Consider the following 22,657-nt stretch of genomic DNA (forward strand, 5'->3'; position numbering starts at 1 on the left):
CCGCTACTCCTTCGCCGCCAGCTTCACCGCCCGATTACTGCGGTCGACCGGGCGCACCTGCTCGCCCTCGTGGAGCACGTGCACGCCCGCTGCGACGACCCAGTCGCTGGCCTGCAAGCCGCTGAGCACCGGCACGGTTTCCTGACCGTAGGCGCCGACCTGCACCGGCGTGCGTTTCAGGGTGGCATCGCTTTGCAGACGCCAAACGTAGGTCACGCCGTTTTCGGCGGTCAGCGCGGAAAGCGGCACGGACAACGGAACAGCGTGTTCGGACTGGATGTAAACCCGAGCGCTCTGGCCCAGCTCGGCCGGGACCTTCCCGCTGGCGAAAGCGATGCGGGCTGCGAAGGTGCGCGAACGTGGATCGGCAGCGGGCGAGAGCTCACGGATACGCCCCGGAAAACGCTGCTCGCGCTGGGTCCAGAGTTCGACGGAAACCGGATCACCGATCTTGAAGCGGCCGTAATTCTGCTCCGGAAGGCTGATCGACACTTCGCGCTCGCCGTCAGCGGCCAGAGTAAAGACGGTCTGCCCGGCCGCCACCACCTGACCGACTTCCACCAATCGTCTGGCGATGACACCGTTTTGCGACGCACGAAGCACGGCGTAGCCGGTCTGATTGTCGGCAACGGTCAATTCAGCCTTGAGCTGTCTAAGACGGGCGTCTGCGGCGCGGTAGGTGTTTTCGGCATTGTCGTAAAGCGACTTGCTGACCATCTGCCGGTCCATCAGGGTTTTGTAGCGGTCGCGCTCGGAGCGGACTGTCTGCAGGTTGGCGTCGGCAGCGGCAACCTGAGCGCGGGTGGCGTCCTGCTGCAAGCGCACGTCCTGGGCATCGAGCTCGGCCAGCGGCTCATTGACGGTGACCCGCTCGCCTTCTTCGACCAGACGCTTGCTGACCTTGCCGGGAATGCGGAAAGCAAGTTCCGGCTCGAAGCGGGCGCGGACCTCTCCCGGATAGCTGTCCATGGACTGGGCAGACGGCAACGGTTGCACCACCATGGCGGGCCGCACTGCGGCGGTCACCGGTGCCTCCTTGCCGCAACCGGAAAGTGCCACCATGAGACTGACCGGCAGGGCAAGAAGCAGGGCATCGCGGAGCATGATGAGGCACCTTGGCAAGAGAGCTTTGAATAATTGTACCGGCGAGTATATTTAAAATTACCGAACTGAACAGTCCACTAATCAAACGAAGACGCCTGACAACGCCATGACTGACTCGACCTCCTCCACCGGACCCGGCCGCCCCAAGGATCTGGCCAAGCGCCAGGCCATTCTCGAAGCCGCCAAAAACCTGTTCGTCCGCAATGGTTACGCCAACACCAGCATGGATGCCGTTGCCGCTGAAGCCGGGGTTTCCAAGCTCACGGTGTACAGCCACTTCACCGACAAGGAGACATTGTTTTCCTGCGCGGTGGTTGCGCGCTGTGAGGAGCAAGTGCCGGGGTTGTTCGTGGATGTGCCGATGGGTGAACCCGTCGAGAAAGTATTGCTGGGTATTGCCAAAGGATTTCAGACGCTGATCAACAGCCCTGAGTCCATCGATTTGCATCGCCTGATGATCACCCTGGGAACCCAAGGGTCTTCATTGTCTCAAGTGTTTTTCGAAGCGGGACCGCAGCGCATCCTGCATGAGATGGAGCGGTTTCTGACCAAACTGAACGGCACGAACGGTCTGCGCTTCGAATCGCCTGCTGGCGCAGCGGGGCACTTTTTGTGTTTGATCAAAGGGGTGTGCAATTTCAGGCTGTTGATCGGCACCGGCGAACGGCCGAATGAGCAGGCCGCCGAGCACCATGTGCGGGAAGTGGTGGCGTTGTTTCTCAAGGCGTATCGGGTTTAGGGGCATAACTACGATAGTGCGCACGCGGGCCTCTTCCCGGCTGAAGCCGGTCCTACTAATCGACCGCGTACTCATAGTGGGACCGGCTTAGCCGGGAAGGCGTCGGTCGCCCCACCAAAAATCTGATGGTGATCACACCGGCCTCTTCCCGGCTGAAACCGGTCCACTAATCGACCGCGTACTCATAGTGGGACCCGCTTTAGCCGGAAAAGCGGAGTGGAAGACACCACAGAATTTGGCTAACAGCTTGTCAGCGAGGCTCGTGCATCGGGCAGCCGTTGTGGCTGGCGCGGAAGCCTGAAGACAGCTCATAGGACGGTTTGCGCACGCGCATGACGCCACCGAGTGGCCGGTGTTCGACCACGCCATGCCAAGGGCTGAAGGCCATGCCGTCGTCGATTTCCTGCTGGCGTTCTTTCGACCAGCTGTCCTGGAGCGGCACTTCAATACGGGCCACGGTCACGAACGGGCTCAGCTCTTCCGGCCATTCCACCGAAGCATCTTCAATCGGCATTTTTTCAAGGTCGGTGGCGAGCTGGATACGCACGTCCCACACCCCTCCCTTGCTCGCGAAGTGACTGCGCACCGCTTCCCGCAAACCGTCGGGATGGCCATTCAGGTCGACCTTCTGGTCGGTCAACGCGGTGAGCTCGGGGGAAACAGGCACCACGCTCAGCTTGGCGTAATAGCGGCCGTAGAGAAACGGCACCACAGTGTTGTAGGTTTCACCCAGTAAGTGGGTCATCGGATGCCCGCCCAGTGATTTGAGCGTGCCACTCTCCCCGCCCATCGCTTCGACCGTCGACTCCAGACCACGAAACAACGCCGACAGCGCCTTCTTCATGTTGGGCACTTTGTCGGTGGTCTTGGCCAGCAGCTTCAGGGTCTTGAGAAAATCCTTCGGAGTAGCAGCCGTGAACGCCCTGGCGTTCTGCATCACGAAATCCTGGGTGACCTGCCCTTCGCTCCCCGGCAAACGTGCGCCCTGCACACCGACCAGCTTGATGGCCAGACCACGCGGGGTTGATACCTTGTCGTCGAGCAGGTCACCCGGATTGGTGGAAAAGCGCATCTTCAAATCCAGCGTGCCGGGATGCGCGAAAACACCCTGAGCCAACTCAGCGGGCAGGCCGTCCAGAATATGAATCTGCCCGTGCAGCAAGCCATGCGCCTTGGCATGCACGCTACGTATAGCGTGGCCGCCATCCTCGTAGGTGGTTTCCAGAATACTGTGCATGGCCTCGGCGAGTTCTTTGCTCGTCTGAGCCTCGTCATCGGGTATCTGCTCGAAGTGCGGCTCGAACGGCAAAGGCGTTACGGACAAAGGGGAAGTACTCATCGGTGATCTCCGGCTAGAGCTCTGGTCAGGGCATATCGCCGATGAGCGCACACCTGAAACGGTGGCTTGTCAGGCATCGGCACAGCAGAGGACTGCGCCCGGGATTGCCGGGTTCAGGTTTACCGGACGAGTGTCATGAACCCGCGCCCTTCAACGCCTTCTTCGGGTAGATGTCATAGCGGCTGGATTTGCCGTCCAGCGCGTAGGAAGGCTTGGGCCCTTCGATGCTTGGCGCCTTGCGTGGACGTTTGACCACGACGCGGTGGCTCGCCAGCGCCAGCGCCGCTTCCAGCAACGCCGGGGCGTCCATGTCGTCGCCGACCAGTGGCCGGAACAGGCGCATTTCCTTCTTCACCAGCGCGGTTTTTTCCCGGTGGGGAAACATCGGGTCGAGGTAGATGACCTGGGGCGGCTCGCCTTCCCAGTGACGAATCAGCTCGATGGAGTTGCCGGTCAACAGGCGCATCTGCGCGATGATCCCGCCGACGTCCAGATCCCTCGCCCCGCGCGCGAGGCCGTCTTCAAGCAGCGCGGCGATGATCGGCTGTCGCTCGATCAGGCTTACTTCGCACCCCAGACTCGCCAGCACAAAGGCGTCCTTGCCCAGCCCCGCCGTCGCATCCAGCACCCGCGGGCGCACGCCCGGCTGAATGCCTACGGCCTTGGCGATCATCTGCCCGCTGCCGCCACCAAACAGACGCCGATGGGCCGCCTTGCCTTCGATGAAATCCACTCGGACCGGGCCCGGCGCGTCGTCACCCAGTTGCTGCAATTGCAGGCCGTCTTCGGCCACTTGCAGGGCGAAATCCGCGTCGGCGTCGGCCAGCGGCAAACCCAGTCGTTGCGCCCACTGCTCTGCGTTTTCCTGCCCGTCGGGGGTCAGGCTGTCGACCCGAATGCGGCTGCCCGCGTGTTGCTCAGTCATTGTCTCTATACGCTCAAATATTCTTAATGATTGGCAACGGCTGCCGATAACAAAAGTATCCGGCATTTTGCCAGACCCACGGGCTGTACTGAGCGCTTATGTCAGACATTCAGCAAACCTCCTCGATAGGCTATTTGACGTACGCAGGCGACTACAGCGTACGCAATACCCAAACCCTGAGCGGCGTCACGCAGCTCTGGCAGGATGCGTTTGCCCGTGCGATGGCTCAACAGGTCGATGACAACGCAGGCGACACCCCGGAATACAGCGCCGTTGCCACGACGGACAACCTGACCAGCGAGCCAATTGCCGGCGCCACCGCACTGGACAAGATCGTCGAGCAACGTGAATGCCCGGTTCAGGACAAGGAAATCGCGCCGCCGGAGCCGCTGTTCCTGCCGATCGCCGAGTTCGAATGGGACCTGGCCGACAAACCCGCCAAGCCGTTCACCGCGATGGAAATGATCGAGCAGCAGCGCAACCTCGAATTCGATGACAACTGGGTTCGCCCGACCGTCCTCAACCCGTACGATGACAGCGTAGAACCCGGCCCGGGCCCTCAGCCGCGCCCACTGTTCCTGCCGATTGCCGAGTTCGAGTGGAACCTGGCCGACAAGCCTGCGACGCCTTTCAGCACTGAAGAAATGACCGAGCAGCAGCGTCATCTGGCCTTCGATAACGGCTGGGCGCGGCCGATTGTGCTGCAGAACCTTCGTCTCGCGGCCTGACGCCAGGCTTAACCCAACCGAACCGCAACCTCGTTCGCTGCCTTTAGCGACACACCCGCCAGCGTCCCATGTCCAGGTGAAAGTGGTTTCGGTGCGCGGCGTTGTAGTCCGGGCTCAGCACCGTATTGAATTGCTGGCAGGCGCCATCCCGCACCAACCGCAGAAAACGCCCGTCGTCGCCCTCGTCTTTCCAGTCCTTGAGCACCGATATTCTGCGCCCGTCTGACAGTCGAAACCCGGCGATGTCCAGCGCATTCGCGGTGGCGTGCTGACTCAGGCGGCCCTCGCTGCGGTTGTAGATGTTGCGGCAGGCAAAGCTGCCGAGGTGATCGACCCGCGCGACCTTTTGCCCGAATACGGCCTGGGCCGCTGGCTGCAGTTGATGAATATCGAACAGCGCATATGCCACTGCCAGGCGACAACTGGAGAGAAAACTGCTGCTCAGCGCGACGTCGCCGCCCTGTATACGCAACGTGTTGGTCAGCGGGCATTTGGCGTCGGCGGCACTGTCGGCCTGGTGCGTGTAACGCAGGGTCGAGGTGTGCAGCGCGGCCTCGCACAACGCCGGATCCTCCTGCAATCGCCAGAGCTTGAACGGCGTCATGAGATTGGGCTCGTCCTGCACATTCAGCGGCGCCCACGGGTTCCAGCGGTCAGCGACAGGCAACCAGCCACGCCAGATCGATACCGCGACCGCCGCGCCGATCAAAATCAGTAGAAGAAAGAGGGTCGAGCCGCGCATGCAGGAAGGTTCTCGTCTGACGGAGGGATGAGTCCACCCTATCTCGACCTCAGAGCAGCCCGAGTTGCTCCACTTGCCGACCGCGATCCAGTTGCGGCAGATCGGGCAGGCCCGGCAGCAGGGTCATCAACTGATGGTGAAAACGACGGGCCAGTTGGGGCGAGGCGATGTTGTCAGGGGTGTGCAGGAACACCGAGGGCGTACGCCCCTCCTCGATCCAGCCAGCCACCTTTTCCGCCCATTGCACGATGAAACCTTGGTTGATCGCCTCATCCGGCCCGCCAATAAAGCGCACTTGGGGAAAAGACGTCAGCGCCGCCGGCCGCGGCGGCACTTTGGGCTTCTTCGATTGCGCATGAAGCACGGCAGGCTCACTGGAAACGCAACTGAACAGCGGCCGGGAATCCAGACAGATGCGCTCGACGCCGCGGTCGAGCAACAGGCGGTTGAGCTGGCGCTCGTCTTCGCCCTTGGTGAAAAACGCCATGTTGCGCACTTCCACCGCCAGCGGCCGCCCTTCCAATGCATCAATGAACGCGCCCAGCTCATTGAGCCGATGGGGGCCGAAACTGGCCGACAGCTGCAACCACAGCGGTTGAAGCCTAGACCCTAGCGGCGCAAGCAGCTGCAGGAAATCCTCTACCGCGCCCAGATGCTCGCGCAGGTCGCCGGCATGGCTGATGTCACGGGGGATTTTTGCCGAAAAGCGGAAGTGCTCGGGCAAGGCGGCCGCCCAACGCTGGACGATCTCAGGCTTGGGACGCGCGTAGAACGTGGTGTTGCCTTCGACGGCATTGAAGACCTGCGCATACAACCCAAGCAAATCCAGATCTGGGGCGTCCGGCGGGTACAGGGACTCACGCCAGGCTTTTTCGCTCCAGGACGGGCAACCGATGTAGTAAGGCGGGTGGGCGAGGTTCAAACGTGGAGGTCGAGCCCGGAGACTTCGAGGTCCCATTCGACGAAGGTCGAGGTCATCAAGTAGCTGCTCAACGCATGGGCGACGCGCGTGCTCATGGCACGGGGGAAGATAATGTCTTGCTGACGCGCGGGCACATTGGCCGTGGTCCCGGTCTGGCGACGGGCCACTTGCGGATTCACCTCGATCTCATCGTTCACTTCCTCGAACGAGCCTTCCAGCGCCGCAGAATCCTTGCGTAGCTTGCGCTTGATCGGGTAGGTACGTGGTGAGGGACCGGTGATTCGCATCATGCTTACTCGGCGTCTAATGGTGGCAATTTAATCTCACAGTAAGCCCTTAAGCAAACATGCGAACGATAACTAGACCACACTTATTGCGAATTGTTTAAAGCAGCCGGAATTTTCTGCGGATTTATCGCCGAACGGTCATCAACGGTGTGACCTGGTTCGCAGATCCGGCGTACAGCCATGCATTGAGGGGCCCGGTGGATGCCGGCAATCAGTGGGAGGCGCCTTGCTGGCGAACGCAATTCACCCCGTTACTGCAGTGGTAGTAAATGGCCCAGGTTCGCCAGCAAACCGGCGCCTACAGATTGATGATCGTGCGTGTACCTGATGTCACGCTCAGCGCGCCTTGGGCGTGGCGACTTTATCGCGGAGGTAAACAGGTTGGGCGTTGTCGGCGACGATGGCTTCGCCACGGTGCCAGGCGAAAGTGCCGAGAGTCAGCAGGTCCTGCGCGTGGGGCAACAGTGTGGCGTCCCGGGCACTGACAACGGCGGCAATACGCTCGGCATAACCCCAGCCTGTGCCGGCGCCGAACCAGTCGCCCGTTGCAGCGCCTGGCAAAGCGGCCAGCTCCGGTGCCATGACCGCCTCTTCACCCACCTGCTTCATCTCTCCCGCCACTTCGTGATAGCAACCCCAATAGACTTCGTCCATCCGAGCGTCGATGGCGGCGGCGACCTGAGTGGCGCCCTGCTCACGCAAGGCCCGTTGCGCGAGGGCCGCGAGATTGGAGACCGGTAGCACCGGGCGATCCAGGCCGAAGGCCAGGCCCTGCACCACACCGATGGCGATGCGCACGCCGGTGAACGCGCCCGGGCCACGGCCGAAGGCAATGGCGTCCAGCGCCGACAAACCGATGCCCGCCTCGGCCAGCAAGTCCTTGATCATCGGCAGGAGTTTTTGCGCGTGCAGGCGCGGGATCACCTCGTAGTGAGTCAGTACTTTGCCGTCATGCAGCAAAGCGACTGAACAGGCTTCAGTGGCGGTGTCCAAGGCCAGCAAGGTGGTCATCGGGGTTTCCATCGTTGTGCGAAAAAAGTGCCGCATTATAAACAACAACGACCCGCAAGCGGGCCGTTGTTCGATGCCTAGAGACGCCAATCAGCTCAGGGCTTCAAGCACCTTGGCGGTGATCTGCTCGACCGTGCCCACGCCTTCGATGTGACTGCACTTCGGCGTGCCGTCCTGCGCTTGCAGTTTGGTGTAGAAATCCACCAGCGGCTTGGTCTGTGAATGGTAGACCGACAGGCGATGGCGAACGGTGGCTTCGACGTCGTCCTTGCGCTGAACCAGTGGCTCGCCGGTAACGTCGTCCACACCGTCAACCTTCGGCGGGTTGTACAACGTGTGGTAAACGCGACCGGAGCCTTCGTGAACGCGGCGACCGGAGATGCGCTTGACGATCTCTTCGTCGTCGACCTTGATCTCGATGACGTGGTCGATGGCCAGACCGGCTTTCTTCAGGGCTTCAGCCTGAGGAATGGTGCGAGGAAAGCCGTCGAACAGACAACCGCCAGCGCAATCAGGCTCGGACAGGCGATCCTTGATCAGGCCGATGATCAGGTCATCGGAGACCAGGCCGCCGCTGTCCATGACGCTTTTGGCTTGCAGGCCCAGTTCAGTACCGGCCTTGACCGCAGCGCGCAGCATGTCGCCGGTGGAAATCTGCGGAATGTTGAATTTCTCAGTGATGAACTTTGCCTGAGTACCTTTGCCGGCCCCGGGAGCTCCCAGCAGAATCACGCGCATTGTTGTGCTCCTCAAATTTTTATAGAGATATCGTCGGATTCGCCTAAATGGGGCCAATCGCAAAATTTTACTGACCCAACGGCCAAAGGCTGATCAAGATACACAGCCGATTCATGCCGCACAAGACGCCGAAAGTCGCAGTAACCCGCGAAAAACCAGTAGCTTGGCATCGATCGGCGCAAGGGTGGGACGACGTGCAACGCGGTAAGGCTGGACTGCTCGCAACGCGTCCGGCGCGTCCGAATCAACACCCTCCTCCTGATTCGGTCGCGCGCGCTGCCCCGTCAGCCGGTGTTGCGTAATCCGGCGGCAATGCCTGCGACAGACACCAGCAGCGCCTGCACCAGCGGACTGTCCAGACTCGCTTCCTGCTGACGGGAGCGTGCCAGCAACTCCGCCTGCAATAAATGAAGCGGGTCGAGGTAGGTGTTACGCAGGCTGATGAACTTCAGCGTTTCAGGGCTGTGGGCCAACAGCCGGGACTGACCCGTGAGGCCAAGAACCACGTCACACGCCTGCGACAATAGGCCGCGCAAATGCGTCCCCAAATGCAGCAGTTTCGGCTCCACCAGACGTTCGTCGTAGAGCTGGGCGATATCGCTGTCGGCCTTGGCCAGCACCATTTCCAGCATGTCGATGCGGGTGCGGAAGAACGGCCATTGTTCACGCATCTCGGCGAGCAGATCGCCCTGACCGCGCTCCAGCGCCTTGCTCAACGCGTTTTCCCAGCCCAGCCAGGCGGGCAGCATGAGGCGCGTCTGGGTCCAGGCGAAAATCCACGGAATCGCGCGCAGGCTTTCCACCCCGCCCTCGCGGCGCTTGGCCGGACGACTGCCCAATGGCAAGCGCCCCAGTTCCTGTTCCGGCGTGGCCTGGCGGAAGTATTCGACGAACTCCGGGTCTTCCCGCACCACGGCACGGTAGGCCTTCACGCCATCTGCCGCCAGTTCGTCCATCACTTGGCGCCAGGCCGGTTGCGGCATCGGCGGCGGTTGCAGCGTGGCCTCCAGGACCGCGGCCAGATAGAGGTTGAGGTTCTGCTCGGCGATGTCCGGCAGGCCAAATTTAAAGCGGATCATCTCGCCCTGTTCGGTGGTGCGGAAACGCCCCGCCACCGAGCCGGGCGGCTGCGACAGAATCGCTGCGTGGGCAGGGCCGCCGCCTCGACCGACCGTACCGCCGCGACCGTGGAACAGCAGCAGCTCAACCTCTTGCGCGCGGCAGATCTCAACCAGTTTTTCCTGCGCCCGGTACTGCGCCCAAGCCGCGGCGGTGGTGCCGGCGTCCTTGGCCGAATCCGAGTAACCGATCATGACTTCCTGCGGACCTTCCAGGCTTCGGCGGTAGGCCGGAATGCTCAACAGCTGCTCAATCACCGGGCCGGCGTTGTCCAGGTCGGCGAGGGTTTCGAACAGCGGCACGACGCGCATGGCGCGCTGCAGCCCGGCTTCCTTCAATAACAGTTGAACGGTGAGCACATCGGAGGCCGCGCCGGCCATGGAAATCACGTAGGAACCCAGCGAGGCCGCCGGCGCAGCCGCTACTTCACGGCAGGTCGCCAACACTTCGGCGGTGTCCGCTTCAGGGCTGAAATGCGCGGGCAGCAGCGGGCGCTTGTTGTCCAGTTCTCGCAGCAGGAAGTCGATGCGGGTCGGCTCATCCCACTCGTCATAGCGGCCGAGCCCCAGGTATTCGGTGATCTCGCTCATGGCCGAGCTGTGCCGCGTGGAATCCTGGCGCACGTCGAGCTTCACCAGGAACAGGCCGAAGGTCACCGCGCGGCGCAAGCAGTCGAGCAGCGGGCCATCAGCGATCACCCCCATGCCGCATTCATGCAGTGAGTCGAAACACAGTTGCAGCGGCTCAAGCAGCTCGCGGTTGTCGTGCAAAACGTCTTCCGGTGCGACCTGGGTGACACTCAATGAGGCATGGGCCCAGTTGCGCGTGGCCCGAAGCCGCTCGCGCAGCTGTTTCAGAACACTGCGGTAAGGTTCGGCGCTGTCGCCCGCCGCTTCCATCAGCGCAGGGCTGGCTTGCTGCATCGACAACTCGGCGGCCAGCTGATCGACGTCGCGCAGGTACAAATCGGCGGCCATCCAGCGCGCCAGTAGCAACACTTCACGGGTGACAGCGGCGGTCACATTGGGGTTACCGTCGCGGTCACCACCCATCCAGGAAGCGAAGCGGATCGGCGCCGATTCCAACGGCAAGTGCAGGCCAGTCGCGGCGTGCAGCGCCTGATCGGCCTTGCGCAGGTAGTTGGGAATCGCTTGCCACAGGGAATTCTCAATGACCGCAAACCCCCACTTCGCCTCGTCGACAGGTGTAGGGCGAACGCGGCGGATTTCTTCGGTGTGCCACGCCTCGGCAATGAGTCGCTGCAAGCGCTCGGTGATCTGCTCACGCTCGTGGCGATTCAAATCGCGATGATCAAGGGCGGCCAGTTGCGCAGCGATGGCATCGTACTTCTGAATCAGCGTGCGTCGCGCGACTTCGGTGGGGTGCGCGGTGAGCACCAGCTCGATTTCCAGCGTGGTCAATTGCCGCGCCAGCGCCTCTGGCGTCTGCCCGGCCTGCTTCAGGCGTTCCAGCAGCTCAGGTAGCACGCGGGATTCAAACGGCTGCGGCTTGCTGTCATCGCGACGATGAATCAGCTGATATTGCTCGGCGATGTTCGCCAGATTGAGGAATTGGTTAAACGCACGCGCAACCGGCAGCAACTCATCTTCGCCCAGGCCCTCAAGACTGGAGCTAAGCTGCTCAGTGCCTTGAGTCGACGCGTGCCGGTCTGCCTTCGCGCTTTTACGGATGCGCTCGATCTTCTCGAGGAAATCAGCACCATGCTGATCACGAATGGTGTTGCCCAACAGCTCACCGAGCAGGTGAACGTCCTCGCGCAATCGTGCATCGATATCAGCCATCCAGCCCTCTCCTTCAGCGTTATTGTTTTACCGGCGAGTCCTTGCAGGGGTCCATTCGCTGCTGCCGAACGGAACGCCCTGCGGGGTTTCGTTTCTATTGGTGTGTATAGAGCGACAAATTGATGTCCCTACGCAACCCTCGACGCACTTAACACCGCCGGGGAAGCCCGTCTCAGTCACGCCTGACTGTGGCTCGGGCCCACGTCCAACGCCCGCCGTGCTGCGGGCAATGATGAGGTATTCATGAAGATCCGAGAGCTCGCCGAACAGTGGGAACAGAACGCCAAGGGCCGTCTGACCGAGACCGCCTACGCCATTCATTTGGATGTTGAGGCTGCCGCGCGGCTGGCGGCGATCGCCGAGATGTACCCCAAGCGTACGCCCGAGGAGTTGCTCGGCGAGTTGATCGGCGCTGCGATGGAGGAACTGGAGGCGAGCTTCCCATACGTACGCGGCCAGCATGTCGTTGCCACCGATGAGGAAGGCAACCCGCTTTACGAAGACGTCGGACCCACGCCTCGGTTTCTCGAACTGTCTCGGCGCCACCTCCAGGAAATCTCCGATCGGGAAGGCTCTTGAGGGTTGCATCTGCGACGTCGGTTTCTGGCACGTCGAATCCGCTACGAGCGGCCTCAGGCCAGCAATGTCAGGAGCAAACCGACGTCATTTTTTGAGCGTCAATTTTACAACACGTAACAAAAGCTGACCGCAAGTTTAAAAAAATGTCTGAACTATTCAAAAAAAGCAGCGGTCCGACCAGTTAGCCATTGCAGTAAAGCCGTCAGATGACCGCGGAAGTGACGCAACACCATCCATCCGCGTGGGCTGCTGCTGAAATGGAACAACCAGTTTTCAGGAGTAAAGAAATGGAGTTGACCACCATGAACACCAGCACTGCCAAACCAACGTTCAATCGCCTGCGCGGGCTGAAGATGGCTGCACTGGCACTGGGCACCAGCGTTCTTCTGGCTGGTTGCGCAGGTAATCCTCCAAGCGAGCAGTACGCCGTGACCCAATCGGCCGTCAATGCCGCTGTCACCGCCGGCGCCACCGAATACGCCGCTGTTGAAATGAAGTCCGCCCAGGACAAGTTCAAGCAAGCCGAACTGGCGATGCAGGAAAAGAAATACGACGAAGCTCGTAAATACGCCGAACAGGCCGAGTGGGATGCACGTGTAGCCGAGCGTAAGGCTCAGGCCGCCAAGGCACAGAAAGCAGTGCAGGACGCTCGTCAAGGCGTCAATGAGTTGCGTGAAGAAGGCATGCGTCAGGTTCAGCCTGTCACTCAGTAACGCTTCGCAATTCAAGCATTGGCCATTGAGTTAAAGGACGAAAATATTATGCGTAAACAAGTACTTATCCCTGCCCTGCTGGCTTTGAGCGTTGGTCTGGCGGCATGCTCGTCGCAACCGAACGTGAACCTGGAACAAGCCCGCACCAATTACTCCGCGCTGCAAAGCAATCCGAAATCCAACGAGCTGGCTGCGCTGGAAACCAAAGACGCCAGCGAGTGGCTGGACAAGGCTGACGCTGCGTACCGCAACAACGATGACCAGAAGAAGGTCGATCAGCTGGCCTACCTGACCAATCAGCGCGTTGAGCTGGCCAAGCAGACCATCAACCTGAAGACCGCTGAGAACGATCTGAAAGGTGCCGCCGCCCAGCGTGCACAAGCGCGTCTGGATGCTCGCGACGCACAGATCAAGGCCCTGCAGAACAGCTTGAACGCCAAGCAGACCGAACGCGGTACGCTGGTGACCTTCGGCGACGTACTGTTTGACCTGAACAAGGCCGAGCTGAAGTCGTCCGGTCTGGTCAACGTCAACAAGCTGGCCCAGTTCCTTCAGGAAAACCCTGATCGCAAAGTCATCGTTGAAGGCTACACCGACAGCACCGGTTCCGCTGCTTACAACGACTCTCTGTCCGAGCGCCGGGCCAACTCCGTGCGTATGGCGCTGATCAAGATGGGCGTAGGTCCGGAGCGTATCGTTGCTCAGGGTTACGGCAAGGAATACCCGGTTGCTGACAACGCCAGCGCCTCGGGCCGTGCCATGAACCGTCGTGTGGAAGTCACCATTTCCAACGACAATCAGCCAGTAGCGCCGCGCTCTTCCATGAAGTAATGCGGTTGTAGCGGCACATAAAGAGCCCCGCCTGTTGAAAGACAGGTGGGGCTTTTTTGTGGCCTGTGTTTTTCTTCGGTTAGGGTTGGGATGAGAGTGCTGTTAGAAAGAACTGAATACGCCCCCTGTTTTTGGGGACTGCGCAAGAAGTTGCGCAGTCACTGGCTGAAAATAAGGTAGTTGATGCTCCACAGGCCACGTCGCTCGTGGCCTGTGGACGAGTGCGCAAGAAGTTGCGCAGGGGTGCGCAACTTCTTGCGCACTTTTGCTTTGTTGTCGGGTTTAGCGTTCGCTCAAACTTGTTTATTTATTTCTTAAGCTATTGATTTTGCTTGGCTAACTCATGGCTGGCACAACCCTTGATATCTCCGTGGCCCCTGGATCGGCATTCATGCCTTCCGGGCTGTCTTTTAAGCACGGAGAGCATCCTTGGCACCCCCCTTAAATCCGCCGAACGGTGGAAAGAAACGCGAGCCTCAAGTGGCGATTGTTCCGCTTGATCTAATTCAGGTCGAAGACGTTGGTCTTGGTGCGGCCAATGTCGATGCCTGGCTGCAGGAGATCAGCGGCGGGGTTGTCACGCTTGATCGAATCAAAGCCGAGGCAGGCGGACTGTTAGTAGTAGGCAACATCATGGCGCTCGTTGATGCGCTGAATGACATTGCCAGGCTATGGAGCAGCGAGAGGCGTGATCCCTGGGACTGGGTGAGTCTTGGCATCAATCTGATCGGAATGCTGCCACGCCCGCCTGGAATGGCAGCGGCACGGATTAGCCTTCGTCCGATGCTGTTTCTGGTGCGCCAGGAAATACGTCGGACCGGCAAGCTGGTGGTGAGTGACGTGCTGATCGAGATTTTGATCGGGCACCTCAATGCCGCCATTGTTGGGACCCTTGATGACTTTGTGCCACAGGCGCAGGCCAGGCTCCCCGAAATTCTTGACGATGCGGGGAAGCTCGGTGAAGAAGTGCTTCTTCAGATCGCTGCGGGCCTGGAAAAGCTGGTCGACCCGAAGCTGAACGCCAAGGCGGATTTGCTGGAAGCGGAGCAGTTGATCCAGGCCGCTGGGGATCTTTGGGCCTACGATCATCAGGCGTCGATTGACAACATTTTTGCGGCCGCTGCGGATGTTTGCATCGCTGCGGGCAAGGGCGCTGTTAACAGTGCTGCCGAATATTTCGTGCCCGAAGCGTTGAAAGACCAGATGCTCCGACATGCAGGTTCGTTGCGCGCAATGGGCCCAGAGCTTCGGGATCAGATTTATCGTCTGGCTGATCCTGGGCTTCAGAACTCGATTGGGTCGTTGCTGGAGACATTGGCAGGTGCGGTAGTCACATGGCGCTCGCGCAATGGGCATGGTCAGTCGTTCAACATCAAACCGGGGGTGGTTAATCAGGCTAAACGCCAAGCGGGTGAAGGCAAGCTTGAGGCTGTTCAGTTCGAGAAACCTGCGAAGGCCCTGCCGAATGACCTTAAGGATTGTGCCTGTGCTTCTACGATCGGAACCATCAGTTTTGCGATGGGCTCGGAGTCGGTCAGTCATACCGATTTCAGTCTGCCGGGGCCGTTTCCCATCGAATGGACGCGGACTTATTGCTCGAACCTAGATGCCTACGATGAGGACATCATCGGCGCGCGCTGGATCACGCCGTTTACCACGCGGTTTGATCTCGTCGGCGATGGTTTGGTGTTTCATGACGCCGATGGACGCTCTCACGAATTTCCTCTGCCCAAGGTCAAACTGTTTCACTTCAACGCCATTGAAAACCTGACCGTTATACGCCTCAGCAAGGATCGGCTGTTGCTGATGCGTGGGCTTGAGCACAGGGAAACCTATGTTAGGCGGGGCAAGCGCTTTGTTCTGATCAACAAGGTTTTGCCTAATGCAGCCGGGGTCATGCTGCATTACGAGCATCGCCATGATGGGCAGTTGGTGCTCTCCGAGTTGGTGACTTACTCCGAAAAAGATGTCAGTAAAGTGCATCTTCGTCTGGGCACTTTGATTGATGATCAGGGGCGCTTGACGGGCCTTTGGGAAGTTCGTGACGGCGACGTCAAACGCCAACTTTGCGCGTATCAGTACGACGATTCTGGCGATCTTGTTCTGGCCCAAGATGAGAACGGCGCTGACTGGCGTTACCAGTACGAACACCACCTGATTACCCGTTACACCGACCGCACCAATCGCGGTTTGAACCTGCAATGGCAGGGAACAGGCCCCGACGCCAGGGCCGTGCGCGAATGGGCAGACGACGGCAGTTTTGATACCCGGCTGGCGTGGGATGAAAACATCCGCCTGACCTATATCACTGATGCTTTGGGCCACGAAACCCGGCATTACTACGACAGCCTGGGTTACACATACCGCATCTGCCACGCTGACGGCCGTTCGGAGTGGTTCTTTCGCGATGCCGCCAAGAACATTATCCGCCACGTCCACACCGATGGCAGCACCGACCGGTATCGCTACGACAAACTGAGCAACCTCACCGAACATACTCGCTCCGATCACAGCGTCATCAATTACGCGTACGATGATAAGAGTCATCTGATCAAGATCAGCGATGGCGAGGGCGGGTTGTGGAAGCGCGACTACGACCATCGCGGAAATCTGATTGAGGCGATCGATCCGCTAGAGAACGTTACCGAATACGCCTACAACACGTTTGGCCTTCCTACGGCGATCAAGGACGCCAACGGCAATACGAAGGCGTTGGCCTACAACGATGCCGGACAACTCGTTAAGTACACCGACTGCTCGGGCAAAGTCAGCGAGTGGGAGTACGACGAACGCGGCCAAATGGTTCGCTTCACCGACCCGGCCGGGCACAGCACCACGTACGAATACAAAGCCGGTCAGCTTGTCTTGATCAGGCACCCGGACAAAACCGAAGAACGCTTCAGCCGCGACGCCGAAGGTCGTTTGCTGGCCCACTCCGATGGCCTTGAACGCTGCACCACTTGGCGCTACACCGCTGCAGGCTTCATCGCCGAACGCGTCGACGCCGCCGAGCAAACCCTGCGCTACCGCTGGGACAAGCTTGGCCGGTTGATCGCGCTGGAAAACGAAAACGAACGTCGTGCTCACTTTCACTACGACCCGGTCGGCAGGCTGCTGGAAGAGCGCGGCTTCGACAATCGCTCGACTCGCTATCAGTACGACCCGCAAACCGGCCGCCTCGCCGAAACCATCAACGGCCAGCGCACGATTGCGCTGACATTCGACCCGATGGGCCGTCTGACCGAACGCCGGGCAACCCTCGGCGACAAGTCCCAAAGCGAAACCTTCGCCTACGACGGCAATGGCCATCTGGTGATGGCAACCAACGCCGTAAGCCGGCTGCAATGGTTCCATGACCCCGCCGGCAATCTAGTGCGCGAGCACCAGCATTACTCGAACCTGGATAAACCACTGGTTGCGGTCTGGCAGCACGAGTACGACGCGCTGAACAACCGCGTCGCCACCATTCGCCCGGACGGCCATCGCGTCAGTTGGCTCACCTATGGCAGCGGTCATCTGCTCGGCCTGAAGCTGGACGAGCACGAACTGCTCAGTTACGAACGCGATGATCTCCACCGCGAAGTGGCCAGACATCAAGGCAACAGCTTGCTGGAAACCCAAAGCTGGGACTCAGCGGGACGCCTGCACGAACAACTGCTAGGTCGAGCAGGCGAAAAAACAAACCTGATTAAGCGCGCCTACACCTACGACGTCGCTGGCCAGCTCACCGACATCAACGACAGCCGTCGCGGCCAATTGAGTTACCGCTACGACCCAGTGAGCCGCCTGCTCAGCGCCACCACTCTCCTGGGCGCCGAAACCTTCGCCTTCGATCCCGCGAGTAACCTGCTCGACGACAGCGCCGCGCCCGTCCGCCGTCCACTCGACCCCGAACCGGTCAGCCAAAAACTGATCGACAACCTGCTGCGCGACTACGCCGGCAACCACTACGAATACGACGAACGCGGCAACCAGACCGAGCGCTGGACCAACGGCCTGCGCAGCGAGCTGCACTGGGACCTTTTCGATCGACTGGTCCATTTCCACGATCCGCGTCTGACTGTCGACTTCGGCTACGACCCACTCGGACGTCGCCTCTACAAACTCTCAAAAGCCCATCACCGCCCACGCCCGGAAGCCGGCACCGGCTGGAACGAAAACGAACACGCCCGCAAAGAGCGGGAACTGGGTTGTGGGTTCACCCTGTACGGCTGGGATGGCGACAACCTCGCTTGGGAAAGCAGCCCGCCGCCCTATGCAGGCGGGTTAGGCCGAACCGTCCATTACATCCACGAGCTCGGCACCTTTGTTCCCGTGGCCCAGGCCATCCGACACGAGACCATTCGCCTCGTGAGCCAACCGACCTACACCGGGCGCTACAACTTCAAAGAGGACCCGCTGTGGAACTATAAACCCGTCGCGCTACCGATCGACGCGCTGGCTTGGTACCAATGCGACCACCTCGGCACGCCCCAGGAAATCACCGATCAAAACGGCAACACCGCCTGGAGCGCGCACTACAAAGCCTGGGGCGAAGCAACCGAACAGCGCTCCGAATTCGCCCAACAAATCGGCTTGACCAACCCGGTCCGGTTTCAAGGGCAGTACCACGACCACGAAACCGGCCTGCACTACAACCGGCATCGGTACTATGATCCAAGGGTCGGGCGGTTCATCAGCAAGGATCCGATTGAGTTAGTTGGCGGCCTCAACTTCTACGCCTATGCCCCCAACTCCATAGAATGGACTGATCCACTAGGCCTGACAAAAACGCTTGGCAGCGCAGGCACTCAAAATCGCGCGAACAAACCTAACCAAAATGCAAAGTGTGCCTGCAGAAAAAAATGGGAGGTCAATCGCTTTGATCGCATTTGTGAAGCGAAACTCAACGGCACCGTAGTTAAATATTATCGTGCAACTGGGACAGAGATGTGGTGGTCCGCTGACACTGAAGGTCACGGTGGCACAGCGTGGAAATTGATGGAGCAAGATAGCAACCATTTAATCCATATTCGTGATGTGAATATTTATGGGGACTTCATGAATAAACATAAAGGAAAAACGGGGAAAGTCATGCCTATGAAAGGCATGAAATGTCGGGATGCCAAAGGAATCTGATGATGATCACGAGCGCTGAAGAATTTAAGCGGTACGTAGAGAGCGAAATCGAGGATGAAAACGCGAAGGCGTTCGATCCAGCGCCTGATGATGTCTGGTTCGACGTACTGCTAAAGTACCCTGAGCTGAGCCGAGATGTTGTTTTTAATCACACGATCTCGGTGGACGTATTGGAACGGTTATGCCTATGCGACGATATGCACGTGCGCTGGGAAATTGCCATCAAAAGAAGGATAAACCGAGCGATTTTCGAGCAGCTAGCTCGTGATAAAAGCATCATCATCCGGCACAGAATTGCCTGCAATCCCAAAGCGCCAGAAGACATCCTAGCTCAGCTAGCAGGAGATGAAGATCCGATTGTCTCGGAGGCCGCCAGAAAAAGAATAGGCCTTAAAAGCGACCGTACTTAAGACCAGAGGGGACGGACCCTTTTAGTTGCATGGAGCGCGCTATACAAATCGTGGGGCGAGGCAACTGAGCAGCGCTCGGAGTTCGCCCAACAGATCGGCCTAACCAATCTGATCCGATTCCAAGGCCAATACCACGACCACGAAACCGGCCTGCACTACAACCGGCATCGGTACTATGATCCAAGAATCGGGCGGTTTATCAGCAAGGATCCGATTGGCTATTTAGGTGGACTGAACATCTACCAATATGGGCCGAACTCAATCAACTGGGTTGATCCATTAGGGCTGGCAAGTTCGGCCGTTGGACCGCGGCGAAAGCCTAAGTCTGATAAGCCTAATCAGAACTGCAAACGCGCATGCAGAAGAAAGTGGGAGGTTAGCCGGTACGATCGGGGTTGCGAGGGTAATGTCCCTGGCGAGGGTTGCGCCAGATACTACAAGGACCCTGACACCAAAAGATGCTGGCCCGCAGATAAAATCGGTCATGGAGACAGCGTTTTTAAAGTATATGAAAAGGGTGGCGCATGGATTGCCGATGTCGACATATATGGAGATCACATGGACTAACACAAAAGTGAAACTGGGGAACAGATCAACTTTAAATTTTTAAAATGACGGGATAACACATGATCACATATGCAGAAGAATTTGTAGCACTACGAAGTAGCACCATCAAGGCGGAATACGACAGAGCCGCGATGGAAGAAGCACCGATCTCCGTGTGGCGTGCGGTCCTCAAAGGCGACCCTGATAATATGAGGTGGGTTGTACACAACAAAACGGTACCGCTGGAGATTCTTGAAGAGTTGTGCTCCGCCGACCCTGAAAGTAAACGATGCGTAGCAAGCAAAAGAAAACTGTCGCAGAATCTATTTGAAAGTCTCTCAAAAGATTCCGACTCCGTGGTGAGGTGCGGGATAGCCTGCAACAGAAAAACGCCTCTGGACATTCTTGAAAAGCTGTTTCTCGATGAAGATGAGGATGTCGCTGACGCCGCACGGAGGAACTTCGCATCAAGAAAAAAGTAACACGTGTACAACAGAGTCGAAGGAACGCTCCATTTTTAGTTCCGCGTTTGTGGATGAAAAGAGACAAGGCGCTGCCCATGGAGCTGGCGAATACCTCACCAGCAGGGACAGATTAATTTACGGTGAAGCGTTGTAAATAAATCAGTCCCCTTATGCAGTAAATAAATCAGTCCCTTTATGCACTTTATGCACTTTATGCAAAACCAGAGCACGCCGACCGTCCCGAAAATGCACGCGACTTCGGTGAGTATCTGCGGGACGCGATCGGCGTCGTTAGTCATCGTCACTCTTGTGCCGGCGGTTGGGACGACGGCCCCGCCTTGCCGGCTTGAGGATCAGGATAATTCGGAATTTCCCCCAGCCTGCGCAACCCGTTGAAGTGCTGCGGATCATCCAGGTAGCGAACCATCACCTCACGCCAGGTGGGGTCGCCGAACGTCTGCACGTGCGGCCCGCGGGTCAGTTGCAGCACACGCGGCGGCGGTGCGGCCTGATACAGGCTGATGCCGTTGTGCAGCGGCACTAGTGTGTCATCCAGACTCTGGAACAGCAGCATCGGCGTGCCCTTGAGCTGCGGCATGCCGTTGATGGCGCTGTCGCCGTCGGGGATTACCCACGACAGCGGCCGTTTGATGGGCCACGTCAGCCACGACGTGCTGAGGGTATAGCGCGCCATCTCACGATAGCTCGCCGGCACGCCATCTAGCACCAGCGCCTTGACCCGGGCGCGCTGCTGCGGATGTTCGGACAGGTAGTGCACGGCCAGTGCGCCACCGATGCTTTGGCCGAGCACCACCAGAGGTTTGCCCTGCACATCGGGCGCAGTGTTCAGCCAGTCGAACGCCGCGTCGATGTCCTGATAAATCGCCGGCAGACTTGGCTCACCTTCGGACCGGCCATAACCGCGATAGTCCACCAGCAACACCTGATACCCCTGCTCCGGCAACCACCAACTCCCCGCCAGATGCCAGGCCATGTTGCCGCCGTTGCCATGCAGGTGCAGCACCGTGCCCTTCACCGGCACGCCAGGCCTGGCCGGCAGAAACCACGCATTCAGACGGGTGCCATCGGCGGCTGTGAGGGTGACATCGCGCCAGGCCAAGTGCGCTTTATCCGGCGTCAATGGCAGACCGCGTTCCGGGTAGAACAGCAATTCGCTGCAGCCGCTGAGGGAGATGACCACAAGCAAGGCAAGAAGACGCTTCAAGCGATGTCCTTCAATTTAGGATAGGGGTCACAGAATATTGGAGTAATCCGCTTCGATCCGGTCCAGGCTCAGGTGGTTGAGGAAGTTGGAGAAGCACATCCATGCCGAAAGCGCGTTCATGTCGCGGAACTGATCGGGCAGGTACTTGGGCGGTACAACCAGACCTTCGTCCACCAACTGGCGCAACGTGCGCATGTCCTCCAGCGTGGTCTTGCCGCAGAACAGCAGCGGCACCTGCTCCAGCTTGCCCTTTCTCACGGCCAACTGAATGTAGTTGTAGACCATGATGAAGCCCTTGAGGTAGGACAGATCCTTGGTGAATGGCAGCCCATTCGGCACCGAGCCGCGGAACACCCGACTGGCGTTGCCGTAGCTTTCCGACATGCCAAAGCCCTGCTCACGATAGAACTCGAACACCTGCAAAAAGTCGGCGCCCTCCTCGGCCATATGGATGGCGCGCGTACGATTGGTCAGCTTGCGCAGACGGCTTGGGTAGGACGCAAAGCCGATGATCTCCATCAGAATCGCCAGACCTTCCTGGGTCACCGTCGACGAGGGCGGGCCTTTGGACAAAAAGGTGCAGATTGGCTGATTCTGCCCATTGAGGGTGGTGCCGACATGGACCAGGCCCTCGTGGACTTCGAGCGCGCGCACGTCGCGCTCGTTGAACATCGCATCGCTGCGGATCTTGATGTAATCGGCGCCAGCCGCAGCGTCGGCCACGATGCCGTCGGATTCGAACACCCGGATCGTCTCTTCGGCTTCACCGAACGTGCGATTGAGCCGGGTCTGCAGCATGGCAACGGCGTCCTTGGCCGTCAGGATTTTCGGCTCGTCCTTGAGGTCACCGCGACCGGCGATGTTGTTCAGGTAATCGGAGAGCATCATGCCGAGGTCGGACAGCGTCGGGTCGCCAGCATGGAACGCATCGGACGCCGCGCCGTACAGCTCCTGGGAGATCAGGCCGAAGTCCGGGGTGCCGCGCGCTTCGAGCATGCGGATGACCATCCGGTACTCCTTGCACATGCGGCGCATGATCTGCCCGACCGGGTTGAACTGGCCCAGTTGTCGGGTGATGTCCCGCTCGATGTTCTGGAACTCCAGCTTGACCGCGCCAGAATCAAATCCCAGTGGGCGATTCTCGTAGTACGCGCGATCCACTTCCGGCAGGTGCTTGCCCTTGCCGTCGAGGAAAGTCTTGCGGATGTTGTCATCCCATTTCACGGCATCGAGGACGCGGATCGGCGTCTGCGCCACCACGATACGATCGGACAACGTGCGAATAGTCTGTTGGTATTCGTCCACCCGGTACCCC

The 22,657-nt window shown here is 59.4% G+C and carries 19 protein-coding genes and 1 pseudogene; 9 read left to right on the forward strand and 11 right to left on the reverse strand.

Annotated features, from left to right (window positions below; genetic code table 11):
• Positions 1-3 precede the first annotated feature (3 nt).
• Positions 4-1,104: an efflux RND transporter periplasmic adaptor subunit gene (locus AC3ISG_RS19475; RefSeq protein WP_122537346.1), complete on the reverse strand. Its 1,101-nt coding sequence runs from the start codon at positions 1,102-1,104 to the stop codon at positions 4-6.
• Positions 1,105-1,210: 106 nt separating this feature from the next.
• On the opposite strand from AC3ISG_RS19475, the gene AC3ISG_RS19480 reads away from it, so the two are divergent.
• Complete coding sequence (locus AC3ISG_RS19480; protein ID WP_489297740.1) at positions 1,211-1,843, forward strand: TetR/AcrR family transcriptional regulator; 633 nt, start codon at positions 1,211-1,213, stop codon at positions 1,841-1,843.
• A 250-nt stretch (positions 1,844-2,093) separates the two neighbouring features.
• Here the strand turns inward: AC3ISG_RS19480 and AC3ISG_RS19485 are convergent, their stop codons facing one another.
• Positions 2,094-3,182 (reverse strand): catalase family protein, encoded by a 1,089-nt coding sequence (locus AC3ISG_RS19485; protein WP_489297741.1) that lies wholly within the window; start codon positions 3,180-3,182, stop codon positions 2,094-2,096.
• A 133-nt stretch (positions 3,183-3,315) separates the two neighbouring features.
• Positions 3,316-4,107 carry a class I SAM-dependent methyltransferase gene (locus AC3ISG_RS19490; RefSeq protein ID WP_489297742.1) on the reverse strand — a complete coding sequence of 264 codons (792 nt, stop codon included), beginning with the start codon at positions 4,105-4,107 and terminating at the stop codon, positions 3,316-3,318.
• Positions 4,108-4,205: 98 nt separating this feature from the next.
• On the opposite strand from AC3ISG_RS19490, the gene AC3ISG_RS19495 reads away from it, so the two are divergent.
• On the forward strand, positions 4,206-4,835 hold the full coding sequence (locus AC3ISG_RS19495) for an energy transducer TonB (protein ID WP_489297743.1): 630 nt from the start codon (positions 4,206-4,208) through the stop codon (positions 4,833-4,835).
• Between the two features lie 43 nt (positions 4,836-4,878).
• Here the strand turns inward: AC3ISG_RS19495 and AC3ISG_RS19500 are convergent, their stop codons facing one another.
• The 6 genes from AC3ISG_RS19500 to ppc all read right to left on the reverse strand — a co-directional run bounded on the left by AC3ISG_RS19500 (position 4,879) and on the right by ppc (position 11,456).
• Positions 4,879-5,577: an extensin-like domain-containing protein gene (locus AC3ISG_RS19500; RefSeq protein ID WP_489297744.1), complete on the reverse strand. Its 699-nt coding sequence runs from the start codon at positions 5,575-5,577 to the stop codon at positions 4,879-4,881.
• A 49-nt stretch (positions 5,578-5,626) separates the two neighbouring features.
• The gene (locus AC3ISG_RS19505; protein ID WP_489297745.1) at positions 5,627-6,499 is read right to left on the reverse strand and encodes a DUF72 domain-containing protein; all 873 of its coding nucleotides are present in this window, start codon (positions 6,497-6,499) and stop codon (positions 5,627-5,629) included.
• Positions 6,496-6,786 (reverse strand): hypothetical protein, encoded by a 291-nt coding sequence (locus tag AC3ISG_RS19510; RefSeq protein ID WP_489299557.1) that lies wholly within the window; start codon positions 6,784-6,786, stop codon positions 6,496-6,498. The genes AC3ISG_RS19505 and AC3ISG_RS19510 overlap by 4 nt, the downstream gene beginning before the upstream one ends.
• Before the next feature lie 336 nt (positions 6,787-7,122).
• Positions 7,123-7,797: a tRNA (adenosine(37)-N6)-threonylcarbamoyltransferase complex dimerization subunit type 1 TsaB gene (gene tsaB, locus AC3ISG_RS19515; protein WP_489297746.1), complete on the reverse strand. Its 675-nt coding sequence runs from the start codon at positions 7,795-7,797 to the stop codon at positions 7,123-7,125.
• Between the two features lie 90 nt (positions 7,798-7,887).
• A complete protein-coding gene (gene adk / locus AC3ISG_RS19520; protein WP_122537338.1) occupies positions 7,888-8,535 on the reverse strand; it encodes an adenylate kinase in 648 nt (215 codons plus the stop codon).
• Positions 8,536-8,819: 284 nt separating this feature from the next.
• Complete coding sequence (gene ppc, locus AC3ISG_RS19525) at positions 8,820-11,456, reverse strand: phosphoenolpyruvate carboxylase (RefSeq protein ID WP_489297747.1); 2,637 nt, start codon at positions 11,454-11,456, stop codon at positions 8,820-8,822.
• A 243-nt stretch (positions 11,457-11,699) separates the two neighbouring features.
• On the opposite strand from ppc, the gene AC3ISG_RS19530 reads away from it, so the two are divergent.
• The 7 genes and pseudogenes from AC3ISG_RS19530 (at position 11,700) to AC3ISG_RS19560 (ending at position 20,135) form a co-directional block, all read left to right on the forward strand.
• Positions 11,700-12,035 (forward strand): pilin assembly protein, encoded by a 336-nt coding sequence (locus AC3ISG_RS19530; RefSeq protein WP_489297748.1) that lies wholly within the window; start codon positions 11,700-11,702, stop codon positions 12,033-12,035.
• A 287-nt stretch (positions 12,036-12,322) separates the two neighbouring features.
• Complete coding sequence (locus tag AC3ISG_RS19535; RefSeq protein WP_074893253.1) at positions 12,323-12,748, forward strand: DUF4398 domain-containing protein; 426 nt, start codon at positions 12,323-12,325, stop codon at positions 12,746-12,748.
• A 48-nt stretch (positions 12,749-12,796) separates the two neighbouring features.
• Entirely contained in the window at positions 12,797-13,579 is a 783-nt protein-coding gene (lptF, locus tag AC3ISG_RS19540) for a lipotoxin F family OmpA-related lipoprotein LptF (RefSeq protein ID WP_489297749.1), read from the forward strand.
• Positions 13,580-14,008: 429 nt separating this feature from the next.
• Positions 14,009-18,697 (forward strand): RHS repeat-associated core domain-containing protein, encoded by a 4,689-nt coding sequence (locus tag AC3ISG_RS19545; protein ID WP_489297750.1) that lies wholly within the window; start codon positions 14,009-14,011, stop codon positions 18,695-18,697.
• Positions 18,697-19,107 carry a hypothetical protein gene (locus tag AC3ISG_RS19550; RefSeq protein WP_489297751.1) on the forward strand — a complete coding sequence of 137 codons (411 nt, stop codon included), beginning with the start codon at positions 18,697-18,699 and terminating at the stop codon, positions 19,105-19,107. Before AC3ISG_RS19545 ends, AC3ISG_RS19550 begins: the two co-directional genes overlap by 1 nt.
• A 24-nt stretch (positions 19,108-19,131) precedes the next feature.
• Positions 19,132-19,398, forward strand: a pseudogene (locus AC3ISG_RS19555) (RHS repeat-associated core domain-containing protein); the annotation flags it as partial.
• Between the two features lie 335 nt (positions 19,399-19,733).
• Positions 19,734-20,135, forward strand: a complete 402-nt coding sequence (locus AC3ISG_RS19560; RefSeq protein WP_489297752.1) for a hypothetical protein — start codon at positions 19,734-19,736, stop codon at positions 20,133-20,135.
• 283 nt (positions 20,136-20,418) lie between these two features.
• On the opposite strand, the gene AC3ISG_RS19565 is transcribed toward AC3ISG_RS19560, so the two are convergent.
• Together AC3ISG_RS19565 and AC3ISG_RS19570 are read right to left on the reverse strand one after the other, a co-directional pair.
• Positions 20,419-21,342, reverse strand: a complete 924-nt coding sequence (locus tag AC3ISG_RS19565) for an alpha/beta hydrolase (protein ID WP_489297753.1) — start codon at positions 21,340-21,342, stop codon at positions 20,419-20,421.
• A 27-nt stretch (positions 21,343-21,369) separates the two neighbouring features.
• The gene (locus AC3ISG_RS19570; protein WP_122535091.1) at positions 21,370-22,647 is read right to left on the reverse strand and encodes a flavohemoglobin expression-modulating QEGLA motif protein; all 1,278 of its coding nucleotides are present in this window, start codon (positions 22,645-22,647) and stop codon (positions 21,370-21,372) included.
• Positions 22,648-22,657: the final 10 nt, after the last annotated feature.

The sequence above is a fragment of the Pseudomonas sp. GL_135 genome (assembly GCF_057834665.1).